The sequence below is a fragment of the Bradyrhizobium liaoningense genome, from assembly GCF_018130825.1.
GTDB lineage: Bacteria > Pseudomonadota > Alphaproteobacteria > Rhizobiales > Xanthobacteraceae > Bradyrhizobium > Bradyrhizobium liaoningense_B.
In genome coordinates, this window is record NZ_JAFCJS010000007.1 from 71,512 (window position 1) to 87,135 (window position 15,624).

A 15,624-nucleotide genomic window follows, 5' to 3' on the forward strand; every position below is an offset into this window, starting at 1 on the left:
CGGTTACTCCGCGGCCTCGGCCGGTACGATGCGGCGGGATTGCCGCGCCTGGGCGTCATAGGCCTTCTGCCAGTCGGACGGGCCGTTCGAGGGCGAGACCTGCACCGCGGTGACCTTGTATTCGGGGCAGTTGGTCGCCCAGTCCGAATAGTCGGTGGTGATGACGTTGGCCTGGGTGTCCGGGTGGTGGAAGGTGGTGTAGACGACGCCGGGAGCCACGCGATCGGTGATCTCCGCGCGCAGCGTTGTCTCGCCGGCACGGCTCTTCAGCCGCACCCAGTCGCCATCGCGCACGCCGCGCTGCTCGGCATCGTGCGGATGGATCTCGAGGCGATCCTCGGCATGCCAGACCACGTTGTCGGTGCGCCGCGTCTGCGCGCCGACATTGTACTGGCTGAGGATGCGGCCCGTGGTGAGCAGCAGCGGATAGCGCGGCCCGGTGCGCTCGTCGGTCGCGACATATTCGGTCACGACGAACTTGCCCTTGCCGCGGACGAAGCCGTCGATATGCATCACCGGCGTGCCCTCGGGCGCCTTCTCGTTGCAGGGCCACTGCACCGAGCCGAGCTCGTCGAGCCTGGCGTAGGAGACGCCGGCGAAGGTCGGGGTCAGCGCCGCGATCTCGTCCATGATCTCGGAGGGGTGGCTGTAGTTCATCTCGAAGCCCATCGCCTTGGCAAGGCCGATGGTGACCTCCCAGTCGGCGAGGCCGTTCTTCGGCGTCATCACCTTGCGCACGCGCTGGATGCGGCGCTCGGCGTTGGTGAAGGTGCCGTCCTTCTCCAGGAAGCTCGAGCCGGGCAGGAAGACGTGCGCGTAGTTCGCGGTCTCGTTCAGGAAGAGATCATGGACGATGACGCATTCCATCGCCGACAGCGCCGCCACCACGTGGCTGGTGTTGGGATCGGACTGCAGGATGTCCTCGCCCTGCACGTAGATGCCCATGAACGTGCCTTCGACCGCGGCGTCGAACATGTTGGGAATGCGCAGGCCCGGCTCGGGATTGAGCTTGACGTTCCACAGCGCCTCGAACTGGTCGCGCACGGCATCGCCCGAGATGTGGCGATAGCCGGGCAGCTCGTGCGGGAACGAGCCCATGTCACAGGAGCCCTGCACGTTGTTCTGGCCGCGCAGCGGGTTCACGCCGACGCCGGGACGGCCGATATTGCCTGTTACCATCGCAAGGTTGGCGATCGCGATCACGGTGGTAGAGCCCTGGCTGTGCTCGGTGACGCCGAGGCCGTAATAGATCGCGCCGTTGCCGCCGGTGGCGTAGGTACGGGCCGCCTCGCGCAGATCCTTCGGATTGACGCCGGTCAGGATGGCGGTGGCTTCCGGGCTGTTGTTCGGCTGGGCCACGAAGGCGGCCCATTCCTCGAACTCGGCCCAGTCGCAGCGCTCGCGCACGAAGGCTTCGTTGACGAGGCCCTCGGTGACGATGACATGCGCCAGCGCGGTCATCACCGCGACATTGGTGCCGGGCATCAGCGGCAGGTGCAGCGCCTTCACATGCGGCGATTCCACCATCTCGGTGCGGCGCGGATCGATCACGATCAGCTTGGCACCCTGGCGCAGCCGTTTCTTCAGGCGCGAGGCGAACACCGGGTGGGCGGAGGCCGGGTTGGCGCCGATCACGACGACGACGTCGGTGTCCTCGACCGAGTCGAAATCCTGCGTGCCGGCGGAGGTGCCGAAGGTGGTGGCAAGGCCATAGCCGGTCGGCGAGTGGCAGACGCGGGCGCAGGTGTCGACATTGTTGTTGCCGAAGCCGGCACGGATCAGCTTCTGCACCAGATAGGTTTCCTCGTTGGTGCAGCGTGACGAGGTGATGCCGCCGATGGCGTCGCGGCCGTACTTCTTCTGGATGCCGCGCATCCTGGCGGCGGCAAACGAGAACGCCTCATCCCAGGACACTTCCTGCCAGGGATCCTCGATCCGCTCGCGGATCATCGGCTTGAGGATGCGTTCCTTGTGGTTGGTGTAACCCCAAGCGAAGCGGCCCTTGACGCATGAATGGCCGCGATTGGCCTTGCCGTCCTTGTACGGCACCATGCGCACGACTTCCTCGCCGCGCATCTCCGCCTTGAAGGCGCAGCCGACGCCGCAATAGGCGCAGGTGGTGACGACGGAATGCTCGGGCTGGCCGATCTCGATCACCGACTTCTCCGTCAGCGTCGCGGTCGGGCAGGCCTGCACGCAGGCGCCGCAGGAGACGCATTCGGAGCCGAGGAAGCTTTCGCTCATGCCCGGCGAGACCCGGCTGTCGAAGCCGCGGCCGGAGATCGTCAGCGCGAAGGTGCCTTGCACCTCCTCGCAGGCGCGGACGCAGCGCGAGCAGACGATGCACTTGGAGGGATCGTAGGTGAAGTACGGATTGGACTCGTCCTTCGGCATCCAGTGGTCGTTGTCGCAGCCATGGGTCTTGGCGAAGACGTGGTTCTCGCCCTCATAGCCGTAGCGCACGTCGCGCAGGCCCACGGCGCCGGCCATGTCCTGCAATTCGCAATCGCCGTTGGCGCCGCAGGTGAGGCAGTCGAGCGGATGGTCGGAGATGTAGAGCTCCATCACGCCCTTGCGCAGCTTCTTCAGCCGCTCGGTCTGGGTGTGCACGACGAGGCCGTTCATGACGGGCGTGGTGCAGGAGGCCGGCGTGCCGGCGCGTCCCTCGATCTCGACGAGGCAGAGCCGGCAGGAGCCGTATGCGTCGACCATGTCGGTCGCGCACAGCTTCGGGATCTGGTGGCCGGCGTCCATCGCCGCCCGCATGATCGAGGTGCCCTCGGGTACGGTGACCTGGTTGCCGTCGATGGTCAGCGTCACCATCGTCGTCGATTTGGAGCGCGGCGTGCCGTAGTCGATTTCTTCGATCAGAGACATTGTCGTTCTCCTATTCCGCGGCCTGAAGCGTGGTCGGCGCCGGGACGAAGTCCTCCCGGAAGTGCTTCAATGCGCTGAGCACGGGGTAGGGCGTGAAGCCGCCGAGTGCGCAGAGCGAGCCGAATTTCATGGTGTTGCAGAGGTCCTCGACGAGCGCGAGGTTCTCATGGACGCGCTCGCCGTTGATGATCTTCTCGATGGTCTCGACGCCGCGGGTCGAGCCGATCCGGCACGGCGTGCACTTGCCGCAGGATTCCACGGCGCAGAATTCCATCGCGAAACGCGCCTGCCTGCGCATGTCGACGCTGTCGTCGAACACGACGATGCCGCCATGGCCGATCAGGCCGTCGCGCGCGGCAAAGGCCTCGTAGTCGAACGGGGTGTCGAACAGGGCGCGCGGGAAGTAGGCGCCGAGCGGGCCGCCGACCTGCACCGCACGCACGGGGCGACCCGTGAACGTGCCGCCGCCGATGTCGTCGACGAGCTCGCCGAGCGTCACGCCGAACGCGGTCTCGAACAGCCCGCCGTAGCGGATGTTGCCGGCGAGCTGGATCGGCATCGTGCCGCGCGAGCGGCCCATGCCGAAATCGGCATAGGCCTTGGCGCCCTCGGCGAGGATGAAGGGGATCGCGGCGAACGACAGCACGTTGTTGATGACGGTCGGCTTGCCGAACAGGCCGTGATGCGCCGGCAGCGGCGGTTTTGCGCGCACGATGCCGCGGCGGCCTTCGAGGCTCTCCAGCAGCGAGGTCTCCTCGCCGCAGACATAGGCGCCGGCGCCGACGCGCACTTCGAGATCGAAGCTGTAGGCGGAGCCGCCGATCTTGTCGCCGAGATAGCCGCCGCGCTTCGCGGCCAGGATCGCCGCGTTCATGGCCTCGACCGCGTGCGGATATTCGCTGCGGATGTAGATGTAGCCCTTGGTGGCGCCGACGGTGATGCCGGCGGTGGTCATGCCCTCGATCACCAGGAAGGGATCGCCTTCCATGATCATGCGGTCGGCAAAGGTGCCGCTGTCGCCTTCGTCGGCGTTGCAGACGATGAACTTGCGATCGGCTTTCGCCTGCGCGACGGTCTTCCACTTGATGCCGGTCGGGAAGCCGGCGCCGCCGCGGCCGCGCAGGCCGGACGCCGTGACTTCGTTAAGGATCGCGTCGGGACCGAGCGAGAGAGCACGCTCAAAACCCTTGTAACCGCCATGGGCGCGGTAATCGTCGAGCGAGCGCGGATCGATCACGCCGCAGCGGGCGAAGGTGAGGCGGGTCTGGCGCTTCAGCCAGGGGATCTCGTCGGTCGCACCCAGCCGCAAGAGATGCGGCGTGTTGCTGGCGAGCGCGTCGAGCAGGGAGGGGACATCGGTCTCGGTCACAGGCCCGAAGGCGATCCGCCCTTGCGGCGTTGCGACTTCGACCAGCGGCTCCAGCCAATACATCCCGCGCGAGCCGGTCCTGACGATCTCGATGGCAATACCGCGCTTGGCCGCAGCCTGCTCCAGAGCCAGCGCGACCTCATCTGCACCGACGGCGACCGCACCCGCATCGCGGGAGACGAAGAGACGCATGCTCATCGCTGTGCCTCCGCGACCAGTGCATCGAGGCGCTTCTGGTCGAGCCGGCCAATGAGGCGACCATCGAGCATTGCGGACGGCGCCGTCGCGCACAGGCCGAGGCAGTAGATCGGCTCCAGCGTGACGCGATCGTCGGCTGTCGTGTTGCCGAGGGCAACGCCAAGCTTCGCCTCCGCTCGCGCAGCCAGCGCATCGCCGCCTGCGGCCTGGCACGCTTCGGCGCGGCACAGCTTCAGCACGTGGCGACCGGCCGGCTTGTGACGGAAATCATGGTAGAAGGTGAACACGCCGTGCACCTCGGCGCGCGACAGATTGAGCGCCTGCGCGACCATGGGAATCGCGGCCTCCGGCACGTAGCCGAACGCCTCCTGAAGCGCGTGCAGGATGACGAGCGTCGCGCCTTCCTGTCCGGCATGTTCGGCGATGATCTCGGCGCCGCGCGCTTCGTCCCAAGGCTCGTAACGAGGTTCGTAAAGCGTTGTCATTGTTCGTTCTCAACCTGAGCGTTCCTTGAGCGCAAAGTATTTGGAATCGTTCGAAGATCAATAAAGCTGTCTCATGCTGCGATTGCGAATTCGGATCGATTTGCAACCACAATCGGTCGATACGAAATGGTAATGAAAACTGTTTCGGCTGCCGGTTTTTGCGTGTTGGTGCAGGCCCGGCATGCTAGCTTGCATGCCAACACAGAATCCGAGGGGACGACCGGTTGATCGACAAGCTTGAACTGCTGCTGGCGCTGGCGAAGGAGCGGCATTTCGGACGCGCGGCAGAGGCCTGCGGCGTCACCCAGCCCACCATGTCGACCGGGCTGAAGCAGCTCGAGGAGATCCTCGGTGTGATGCTGGTCCAGCGTGGCTCCCGCTTTCAGGGTTTTACGCCGGAAGGCGAACGGGCGCTGGACTGGGCGCGGCGGATCGTGGGCGATGCCCGCGCCATGCGTGACGAGATCAACGGCCTGAAGCACCAGCTCTCCGGCGAGATCCGCATTGCCGCGATCCCGACCGTGCTCGGCATGGTGGCGTCACTGACGACGCCGTTCCGCGCCCGGCATCCCGAGGTGCGTTTCAGCATCCGCTCGACGACCTCATCGGAGGTGCTCGGGTTGCTCGAAAATCTCGAGGTTGATGCGGGGCTGACCTATATCGAGAACGAGCCGATCGGCAAGGTCCGCACCATTCCGCTCTACAACGAGAGCTATCGCCTGCTGACTGCGCCGGACGGAATGTTCGGTGACCGCGAGACGGTGACCTGGAAGGAAGTGGGGCAGGTGCCGCTCTGCCTCTTGACGCCCGACATGCAGAACCGCCGCATCATCGACCGCGCGCTGCGCTCGGTCGGCGCGGAGGCGACGCCGACCCTGACCTCGAACTCGCTGCTCGTGCTGTTCACGCATGTGAAGACGGGGCGCTGGGCGAGCGTGATGCCGGCCAAGCTCGCCGAGACGCTCGGCCTGTCCGATACGGTGCGGTCGATCCCGATCATCGACCCCGAGGTCAATTACAGCATCGGCATGGTGATCCCGCAGCGCGATCCGATGACGCCGCTGATCGCGGCGCTGGTCAATGTGGCGCGGGAAGTCGCGCCGACGCTGCAATTGTAGAGCCTGTTGGGATAGGACGAGCAAGCGCCTCGTCCTTCGAGACGACCGCGGAGCCTGTCATCGGGCCGCGCTTTGCGCGGACCCGGTGGCGGTCTCCTCAGGATGAGGCTCCGCGCCATGGACTCCTTTGGCACTGCTGCCGCGCACGCTGCCCTCATCCTGAGGGCCCGCCGCAGGCGGGCGTCTCGAAGGATGGCCGCAGGCGAGCTTCCCGCCGTGCGCTAGGCGGCGGCCGATATCCCGGCGGACGCCTTGACGGCGTCGCGCGGCAGCGTCACGCGGACGACGGTGCCGACATCGATCTTCGAGCGCAGCCGCATCGAGCCGCCGTGGAGTTGCGCCAGCGAGCGGGCGATGGCGAGGCCCAGCCCCGAGCCGTGATAGGTCTTGGTGAGCTGGCTCTCGACCTGCTCGAACGGGCGGCCGAGCCGCGCCAGCGAATGCGGCGCGATCCCGATGCCGGTGTCGGCGATCATCAGCACGATCCTGTCGTCGAGCTGTCGGCTGCGGACCACGATGCGCCCGCCGTCGGGCGTGAACTTCACCGCGTTGGAGAGCAAATTGACGATGATCTGCTTGGTGGCGCGGCGGTCGGCGACGACGGAGATGGATTTTGCGATATCGGCATCGAGCGTCAGGTGCTTGTCCTGCGCGCGGCCGGAGACGACCCGCAGCGACTCCGCGAGCGTCCGTGCGAGGTCGAGCTCTTCCATGTCGAGCTTCATGCGGCCGGCCTCGATCTTGGACATATCGAGGATGTCGTTGATGACCTCGAGCAGATAGTGGCCGCTGGTCAGGATGTCCTGGCAATATTCCTGGTACTTCTCGCTGCCGAGCTCGCCGAACATGCCGCTTCCCATGATCTCGGAGAAGCCGATGATGGCGTTGAGCGGCGTGCGCAGCTCGTGGCTCATATTGGCGAGGAATTTCGACTTGGTCTGGTTGGCTTCCTCGGCGCGGGTCTTCTCGCGCTGGTACTTCTCGGCGAGGTCGGCGAGCTCGTTGGTCTGGCGCTCCAGGGCGGCCTGCGAGCGCTTGAGGTCGATCACGGTAGCGCGCAGGCGCAGATCGTTGTCGACCAGTTTCTGCTCGTGCTCCTTGATGCGGGTGATGTCGGTGCCGACCGAGACGTAGCCGCCGTCCTTGGTGCGGCGCTCGCTGATGTGCAGCCAGCTGCCGTCGTCGAGCTGCGCCTCGAAGGTGCGGGCACCCGGGCCCTGGCTCGCGGTCTCGTTGTGGCGGGTGCGCACCTCCGGCATGCGGCCGACCTCGAGCACGGTCTCGTAGGATGTGCCGGGGATGACGGCGCTGTCGGGCAGCTTGTGCAGGCGCTGGAAGTGCGAGTTGCAGAGCACGAGGCGGTCGCTGGCGTCCCAGAGCACGAAGGCCTCCGGAATGGTCTCGATGGCGTCGCGCAGCCGCAGGTCGGCTTCGACGGTCCGCTCGGCGAGGCTCTTCTGCTCGGTGATGTCGACCGCGATGCCGATCAGGTGCACGCTGGAATCGGTCGCGCCGCGCGTCTTTTCGCAGCGGACGCGCAGCCAGATCCAGTGACCGTCGACATGCTGCATGCGGAAGGTCTGGTCGATGTGGTCGATCTTCTCGGAGATCAGCTGGTCGGCGATCTCGAACAGGTCGATGTCGTCGGACTTCACCAGCGCGTTGACCTCGCCGAAGGTGAGGAGCTCGTGGCGGCCGTCGAGGCCGAGCATCGAGAACATCGACTGCGACCAGAAGATCCGGCCGCGCGACAGATCCCAGTCCCACAATCCGCAGCGGCCGCGGTTCAGCGCGGTGTCGATCCGGCCGCGCACGGCGTCGTTGATGAGATCGCCCTCGCGGGCGCGGGTGGATTGCCAGTGGAAGGCGAAGCCGAGGATCAGGACGACGAAGCCTGTCGTCGCCGACAGCGTGACCGAGAGCGCGGCGTCCGAGCCCCAGATCGGCTCGTTGCGCTCCTGGATCACGGTGACGAAGCCGGGCAGCGACTTGATCTGCCGCGAGGTCGCCATCGCAGCATTGCCGCTCGGCAGCGTCATGTCGGAGACGTTGCCGTCGCGCGGCGGCGCCGCGAGCAGCTGCGCCGTGGTGATGGCATCGAGCAGGCGGTCGTTGCCCGAAGGGTCACTGTCGATGGGAATGCGGGCGAGGAGGCGGCGGTCGATCCCGGCCGAGGTGACGATGACGTGGCGGCCGCTGGCTGTGCCCCAGGACGGGATCAGGTCGGGCAGCAGCGTCGGCAGGCGCTCGATGTTCTTCTGCCGCTCGATCCGCAACGAGGTGAGGCGGTCGATGCGCTCTGCGAGCAGATCGGCGAGCGCGGAGATGTCGTGCCGGATCACCATCCGCTTCTGGCGCGTCTGGTCGACGACCTGCACGAACGCGCCGAGGCAGATCGTGATCAGGAACGCGATGATGAGGGTCGGCACAGCGCGGCGCAACGCCGGCTCTGCGATCAGGAGCCGATGATAGGCAGGTTTCGCGATCGATTGCGCCAATCCCTTGATCGAATCGGATTGGACGCACGCGTTCGCGGCGTCTGCACGCGACATGCCTTCGGCCCCCTGAAAACCAGCTTGCAACTTGAGTTCGGAGGCAGCCCCACGTCGCTTCCGAATCAGACCGATTTGAATCCAGTTTTACCGGGCTGTCGAGAGTCAACGAATCGTTAACGCGAAATTATTCTTATCCAACGCGCAGTTCGCGCATCGCGCGTCCGCAAACCCGCGGGCGCGGGGAGTCCGAAACGAGAACGTGTGACTCCGCGCACATTGTATGTCACGCGCGCGGCGGTTCGGCGTGACTGATGACGCGCTTCACGCTCGGGAACGCGCGGCGCAACGCGCGCTCGATCGCATCGACATGCTCGTGCACCTTGATCACGCTCATCGACGGCGCAGCGCGGCAGTGGAAGTTGACGATCTCGCCGGCGTCGGTGTTGCGGACGCGCACATTATGGATGTCGTGGATCTCGCCTTCACCGGCGAACTCGGCCAGCGCGGCGGCGATGGTCTGCACCCTCTCCGGCGCGGCGTCGACGCCGAACGGCAGTTCCGGCTCCAGCGGCTCGATGTGGACGTCGACCTCCACGTCCTCGCCGAACTCCTCCTGGATGTTGCGTTCCAGCGTGTTGGCGATGTCATGGGCGGCGTCGAGCCGCATCCCGGCGTCGACCTCGAGGTCGATGCCGACGATCAGCTTGGCGCCGAGATCATGCACCGTGACGTGGTGGATGGCGAGGCTCGAATTGCGCGCGATCACCATGATGCGGTCGCGGACGGTCTCGTTGTTGCGCGCGACCGGGACCGGGGTGAAGGTGAGGTCGGCGTCGCCGAACGCCTTGTCGACGGCGGCCTGCGCCTTGCGCTTGATCTCCTCGATGCGGTCGATCGGGTAGGTCCGCGGCACCTTTGCGATGGTGTCGATGAAGGTGGTCGCCCCGACCATGCGCAGGCGCAGCCGCTCGACGTCGATCACGCCGGGCACGCTGCAGATTGCGGCCGTGGCCTTCTCCTGCGCGCCCTCCGGTGCGCGGTCGACCAGCGTCTGCACGGTCGAGCCGGCCATGCGCAGGCCGAGAGCGGCGATCATCACCGCGACCGCGGCCGCAGCCGCCGCGTCGCCCCACCAGAAACCGAGGGCGGCGAGGACCAGGCCCACGATCACGGCGCAGGAGCCCATCACGTCGGAGGCGAAGTGGAGCGCATCGGCGGCGAGCGCCTGGCTCCGGGTCTCGCGTGCGGCGCGGTGCAGCGCGCGGGCACGCCACAGATTGACGGCGATGTCGACCACGAGCACCACGAACGGCACGGCCGAGATGGTCGGCGGCGACGTTCCCTCGCGCAGCCGGCTATAGGCTTCGACCAGGATGCCGCCGGCGAGCACGTAGAGCAGGGCAGTGACGCCCAGCGCGGAGACGCTTTCCAGCTTGCCATGGCCGTAATGGTGCTCCTCGTCGGCCGGCTTGTCGGAGACCCGCACCACCGCCCAGGTGATGATGGTCGCGACCAGGTCGATCGAGGAGTGCAGGGCCTCGGAGATCAGCGCCAGCGAGCCGATCGCGATGCCGACCACGAACTTGGCCGCCGCCATGCCGCCGCTGGCGAAGATCGAGATGGCCGCGACCGAGGTTTTGTTGTGCTGTGCGCTCATGGCGGGGATTTAGCAGCCTAGAGCTGAACATCAAGCGACGATCCACAGCTCTAGTCGCAAGTGAGTTGCAGGAGCGAAGCTATTGCGAATGCTTCTGAATTGAATGGTGGCTTATGCTACGAGTTCAGTCTCGTAGGGTGGGCAAAGGCGCATAGCGCCGTGCCCACCATCCGTCCGTGATGGATACAGATCGTGGGCACGCTTCGCTTTGCCCACCCTACGGGACCGTCGCTTTGGCCGAGCCTGCCCCTTAAAGCGTCACCACGATCTTCCCCAGATGCTTGTTCGCCTCCATGTGCTCGAACGCCCTGTCGATGTCGTCGAACGCATAGACCTTGTCGATCGGCAGCTGCAGCTTGCGCGACTCGACCGCGGCCCAGATGTCCTTGCGGACCTCCTCAAAGATCTCGCGGACTTCCTCGATGGTCCGGGTGCGGAAGGTGACGCCGATATAGCTGATACGGCGCGCCGCATGCAGGTCGAAGTTGAAGTCGCCGTGCGTCCCGCCGAGCCGGCCGACATTGACGATGCGACCCAAAACCCTGGTCGCGGCGAGGTTCTGGTTGGCGACCTTGCCGGAGACCTGGTCGACGATGAGGTCGACGCCTTCGCCGTTCGTCGCCTTCAGCACCTCGTCGACCCATTTCGGGTCGGAGGAGTCGACCGCGAGGTCGGCGCCGTATTCCTTCAGCCGGCCGCGCCGATAGGCATCGGTCGACGAGCCGATCACGAGTCTCGCGCCCTTGAGCTTTGCAATTTGCATCGCCATCAGGCCGACGCCGGAGCTGGCACCCTGGATCAGCACGGCCTGTCCGGCCTGGACCCCGCCGACAGTGACCACCGCGTTGTGCATGGTCGCCAGCGCGACGGGGAGGGTGGCGGCCTCCTCGAAATTCATGTTCGAGGGCGCGCGGAACAGCCGGCCGTGATCGGCCAGCGTGTATTCGGCGAACGCCGCGCCGCCCGAGCCCATGATGCGGTCGCCGACCTTGACACCCTTCGCATCCGGTCCGAGCTCGGCGACCTCGCCGGCCCATTCCATGCCGAGCACGGTGCCGACGCCGCCGGCCGCGCCATGGGCGTGGCCCTTCCGCATGCCGGTGTCGGCGCGATTGAGGCCGCAGGCGCGGACCTTTACCAGCACCTGCGTGCCCTTCGGTTTTGGTTGAGCGACGTCGGAAATCCGAGCGCCGTCAGGGCCGTAGACGTAAGCCTTCATGAATTGCTCTCGCTTCTTGCAGTGATTATTCGGCGGCTTCGCGTTGCGGCTGAACGATCATTCCTTCCAGCCGGCTGCGGATGATCGCCTCCGCCTCGCGCACGATGCGGGAGACGAGCTCGGCGCAGCTCGGGATGTCCTGGATCAGGCCCTGGACCTGGCCCGCCGACCAGATGCCTTCGTCGGAATTGCCTGTCGCATAGACCATCTTGCCGCGGGCTCCCGCAACGAGTTCGCGGATGTCCTCGAACTTGGCACCCTCCTTCTCCATCGCGACGACCTTGGTCGAGACGGCGTTCTTCGCCACGCGCGAGGTGTTGCGCATGGTGCGGAAGATCAGCTCGGTCTCGCGCTCGTCATTGGCGACGATCTTCTCCTTGATGGATTGGTGGATCGGGCTTTCCCTGGTCGCCATGAAGCGGGTGCCCATGTTGATCCCTTCCGCCCCCAGCGCCAGCGCCGCGACGAGGCCGCGTGCGTCGGCAAAGCCGCCGGAGGCGATCATCGGGATCTTGACCTTGTTGGCGGCGGCCGGGATCAGGATCAGGCCGGGGGTGTCGTCTTCACCGGGATGCCCGGCGCATTCAAAACCGTCGATCGAGATGGCGTCGGCGCCCATCCGCTCGGCCGAGAGGGCGTGGCGGACGCTGGTGCATTTGTGCACGACCTTGACGCCGTGCTTCCTGAACTCGTCGACATGCTCCTGCGGCTTGTTGCCGGCGGTCTCGACCACCTTGATGCCGGCTTCGATGATCGCCGCGCGATACTCGGCGTAAGGCGGCGGCTTGATCGCGGGCAGGATGGTCAGGTTGACGCCGAACGGCTTGTCGGTGAGGTCGCGGCAGCGCGCGATCTCCTTGGTCAGATCCTCCGGCGTCGGCTGGGTCAGCGCGGTGATGAAGCCGAGCGCGCCGGCATTGGCAACGGCGGCCACCAGCTCGGCCCGTCCGACCCATTGCATGCCGCCCTGGACGATCGGGTGCTCGACGCCGACGAGCCTGGTGAATCGTGTCTGCAGCATGATCTGTTTCCCCCGCGCCCCGCGTGGCGCTCTGTTATCGTTTGATGGCAGCAGGATGCCGCCGGGGTCGGGAAATGTCTATTGCAGGGGTGTGCGGTAGAGGCGGGGTGTCATGCGGGGAGTGACGGGGATTCCGCCGGGCGGATAATTGGGGCGCGGCGCCTGCCACATTCACCGCCGTCGTCCTGGCGAAAGCCAGGACCCATAACCACAGGGAGATGTTGTTTTGCGCGATGGTGGCGACACACATCTTGTAGCCCGGATGAGCGAAGCGACATCCGGGATTCTCACCGCGAGTTGTCCCGGGTATCGCTACGCTCACCCGGGCTACCAAGAGCCTCAGCTTACTCCGTCGACAGCCGCACCATCTGCCGGCCGCCGTTCATTTCCTTGAGGCGGTTGACGAATTTTTCCGGACGTTGCCAGCGGTTGGGGACCTCCAGGCCCATGAATTCGGCGATGTCGCCGATGAAGCCCGTGCAGTTGGCGGTCTCGGCATTCCAGACCGGCGAGTTCGCCTGCAATTTCTTGATATAGGCGAACACGCGCTTGGCGTCGGCTTCGTTGAGATAGACGCGATAGCTCGCGGTCAGATATTCCGGATCGAGGTCGCCGTAGCTCGCACCGGTCTCGGACGGTACGAAGGTGATGTGACCGAGCACGTAGGCGAGCGTGTCGCCGGCCGGCGTGAGGCCCGCGACCTCGACCGCCTTCTCGCTGGTCTTGCCGTACCAGACGAAGGCGTGGCCCCAGCTTGCCGCCGTCCGGGCGCGGAAGTCGACATAGTAGGGGCCTTTCTCCGCGCGCGCGATGGGACGCCGCGTCGCTTGCGGTTGAGGCCGCGATGCGGTCTCGGTCGTGGCAAGCGCGTTTGCGTCGGCAACGCGCTTGTTCGCTTCGTGGGCCGAGGCCGTGGGCGTCGTGCATGCGATCATCGCCGCGAGGGCGAGCCCCGCGAGGATGCAGGATCCCGATCGATCAGCTGTGTTCGTCACGTTGAGCCCCCTCGACTTTCGGCCGCCTGCGCAGAGTCTGCGCGTCAGTAGCGCGCTGCGACCGGGCCGGGCGCCTTGCCGATCGGGGCCTTGCCGACCGGGCTCTTGCCAATCGGCATCTTGCCGATCGGGGCCTGCTCCGCCGGATAGACCGGCACAGGCTGCCGGCGCGGCAGATCCGCAGCGTTCGCAGCCGTCACCAGAGCAAGCGTGGCACCCAGAGCAAATACAATCTTCTTCACAGTCATACCCCTAGAAGGTTTGGTCCAAACACGGCAGTGCCGTGCCCCCCAGACACGCCTCACAGAAGGGCGCCCGAATGCGTCCAAGTTGCGGCGAGCGCGGGACATGTTGGCGGCATTGATCGGATGCGCGCAGATGTGATGTGTCTGGATGTTTCCGGGGGCTGCGACCTACAGCAGCGCCGCTCACCCGATCCGGTTCAAACTATTCCGGATCGTCGCGAAGATGCCGCCGATGTCCTTGCGCAACGCGTCCAGCGCGTTGAAATTCTCGAAGATGCGGGCGATGCGGTCTTCGACCTCGCGCTTGCTTTTCGTCAGCGCATCGACGCGCGAGGCCAGCGTCACGCCGGCGTTCACCTCGATCTCGCCGACGGTTTCGGCGAGCAGGTCGCGGGTGGTGCCGACCTCCGCGATCATCGCCTCGATACCGAACACCGGAGCCTTCAGCGGGACGAGGTCGGCCTGCGACTTCGACAGCTCTGTCTTGAAGGTGTTCAGCGTCGCCAGCGTCTCCTGCAACGCGCCGAGGCGCTGGCGCGACTGCAGGACGAAATCATTCAGCGCATTCTGGCGCTCGGTGAGGCTCCTGCCGTCGCCGTCGGTCTCGACGTCCGCGATCGCGCGTTCGAGCTGGCCCCGGCGCTGGCCGAGCTCCTCGAAGTCGAGGCCGATGGCTTTGAGGATGTTGGCGCTGTCGTCGATGCGGGCGAGGCGCTGCTCGATCTCGATCTTGTTCTTCGACAGCGTCTCGACGCGCGTGCCGAGCGGCGCTTCGCCGCCGGTCTCGAGCTCGTCGATGCTTTTTTCGAGGCGGTCATGGCTGAGGCTGAGCTCGCCGATCAGGGCGTTGATGCCGGCGTCGTTTGATCGCAGCGGCGCCAGCTCGGCATGGGATTTCGCCAGATCCTCCTTGTACTGGTTGAGGGTTGCGAACGTGTCCTGGACCGCGCTCACCCGCGTCAGCAATGTCGACACGTCGCGCGCGATGTCCTTCAGGCGGTCGGCGAGGTTGTTCTTGCGGTCGTCGGTCTCGAGGTCGTGCAGGGAGCGTTCGAGCTGGTTCTGGCGGTCACGGATCTCGGTGAAGACGGGCTCGACCGCGCGGCGCTGGTCGGCGACCTTGCCGACCATCTCGCGCAGCGCCTGCTGGCGGCGGCGGATCTCGGCGAGCTGGTCGTGCATGTCGGTGGCTTCGTTGCGGCCCTGCTGCAGCAGCGCGCGCTGCTCGGTCTCGCCGAGCTTGTCGTGAAGGGCGGAGACGGCCTGCCGTGGATCGCTCTCGATCAGGTGCTGGACGGTGGCGTCGAGGTGGTTTTGCAGGGCGTGGGCGACGACGACGTCTTCCCGGGTCTTCTTCAGGCGGTCGCGCAGCGTGTCGAGGCGCCGGTCTTGGCGCGAGAGCCGCCAGGCGGTTGCGCCGATCAGCGCCAGGCCTGCGGCCAGGATCGTGCCGGCCGCGAGCCGCTGCGGCATGGACAGGGCCGCGAACCACGCCGGCAGGTGACCGACGTCGTAACCGAACGCCTGCTGGGCGAGAAGCGCGAGGGCGGCCAGCAGGGCAAACCAGGCAACCAGGAAAAACAGCCACATCGTGAATTCCTCACGCCGGCACACATTTTCGCCATAGTTGCTATTGGAGAGCGGAACCGAGATCAAGCGGGGCGGGGCTTGCTGGATGCGTCTGGTCGCGCGAATCCACGACTGATTGCGTCAGCCGATCGATGGAAGGGCCTGGAGTTGCCGAGTTTTCCCGAATACGAGGTCCGTAGCCCGGATGGAGCGCAGCGCAATCCGGGGTCTGTACGCGCAGCGCCAATGGTCCCGGATTACGCTGCGCTCCATCCGGGCTACGGCGCTCATCCGGGCGACGGCGTCGTGTGCGCTATCACTTCCCGAGGAAGTTCGAGCGCATCTTGTCGGCGAACCAGACCACGAAGATCGCGGC

At 66.1% G+C, this 15,624-nt stretch carries 11 protein-coding genes; 1 reads left to right on the forward strand and 10 read right to left on the reverse strand.

The features are described 5' to 3' along the window. Window positions 1-3 precede the first annotated feature (3 nt). Genes fdhF through JQ603_RS27880 form a run of 3 tightly spaced genes read right to left on the reverse strand, consistent with a single transcriptional unit; the run spans window position 4 to window position 4,929 of the window. Window positions 4-2,877 (reverse strand): formate dehydrogenase subunit alpha, encoded by a 2,874-nt coding sequence (gene fdhF, locus JQ603_RS27870; RefSeq protein ID WP_212343980.1) that lies wholly within the window; start codon window positions 2,875-2,877, stop codon window positions 4-6. 10 nt (window positions 2,878-2,887) lie between these two features. Continuing rightward, window positions 2,888-4,444, reverse strand: a complete 1,557-nt coding sequence (locus JQ603_RS27875) for a formate dehydrogenase beta subunit (RefSeq protein WP_212343982.1) — start codon at window positions 4,442-4,444, stop codon at window positions 2,888-2,890. Further along, window positions 4,441-4,929: a formate dehydrogenase subunit gamma gene (locus JQ603_RS27880; protein ID WP_212343984.1), complete on the reverse strand. Its 489-nt coding sequence runs from the start codon at window positions 4,927-4,929 to the stop codon at window positions 4,441-4,443. The genes JQ603_RS27875 and JQ603_RS27880 overlap by 4 nt, the downstream gene beginning before the upstream one ends. A gap of 224 nt (window positions 4,930-5,153) precedes the next feature. Here JQ603_RS27880 and JQ603_RS27885 point away from each other — a divergent pair, with 224 nt between their 5' ends. Further along, window positions 5,154-6,047: a LysR family transcriptional regulator gene (locus tag JQ603_RS27885; RefSeq protein ID WP_212343986.1), complete on the forward strand. Its 894-nt coding sequence runs from the start codon at window positions 5,154-5,156 to the stop codon at window positions 6,045-6,047. A gap of 221 nt (window positions 6,048-6,268) precedes the next feature. Here the strand turns inward: JQ603_RS27885 and JQ603_RS27890 are convergent, their stop codons facing one another. The 7 genes from JQ603_RS27890 to JQ603_RS27920 form a co-directional block, all read right to left on the reverse strand. Continuing rightward, on the reverse strand, window positions 6,269-8,599 hold the full coding sequence (locus JQ603_RS27890; RefSeq protein ID WP_212343987.1) for an ATP-binding protein: 2,331 nt from the start codon (window positions 8,597-8,599) through the stop codon (window positions 6,269-6,271). Window positions 8,600-8,825: 226 nt separating this feature from the next. Further along, window positions 8,826-10,199: a cation-efflux pump gene (locus tag JQ603_RS27895; protein ID WP_212343997.1), complete on the reverse strand. Its 1,374-nt coding sequence runs from the start codon at window positions 10,197-10,199 to the stop codon at window positions 8,826-8,828. A 250-nt stretch (window positions 10,200-10,449) separates the two neighbouring features. Further along, complete coding sequence (locus JQ603_RS27900) at window positions 10,450-11,418, reverse strand: zinc-binding dehydrogenase (protein ID WP_212343999.1); 969 nt, start codon at window positions 11,416-11,418, stop codon at window positions 10,450-10,452. A gap of 25 nt (window positions 11,419-11,443) precedes the next feature. Next, window positions 11,444-12,439 carry an NAD(P)H-dependent flavin oxidoreductase gene (locus JQ603_RS27905; RefSeq protein WP_212344000.1) on the reverse strand — a complete coding sequence of 332 codons (996 nt, stop codon included), beginning with the start codon at window positions 12,437-12,439 and terminating at the stop codon, window positions 11,444-11,446. 344 nt (window positions 12,440-12,783) lie between these two features. After that, window positions 12,784-13,434: a hypothetical protein gene (locus JQ603_RS27910; RefSeq protein ID WP_212344002.1), complete on the reverse strand. Its 651-nt coding sequence runs from the start codon at window positions 13,432-13,434 to the stop codon at window positions 12,784-12,786. Window positions 13,435-13,478: 44 nt separating this feature from the next. Beyond that, the gene (locus tag JQ603_RS27915; protein ID WP_209965301.1) at window positions 13,479-13,682 is read right to left on the reverse strand and encodes a hypothetical protein; all 204 of its coding nucleotides are present in this window, start codon (window positions 13,680-13,682) and stop codon (window positions 13,479-13,481) included. A gap of 180 nt (window positions 13,683-13,862) precedes the next feature. Next, window positions 13,863-15,269 (reverse strand): hypothetical protein, encoded by a 1,407-nt coding sequence (locus JQ603_RS27920; protein WP_212344004.1) that lies wholly within the window; start codon window positions 15,267-15,269, stop codon window positions 13,863-13,865. Window positions 15,270-15,624: the final 355 nt, after the last annotated feature.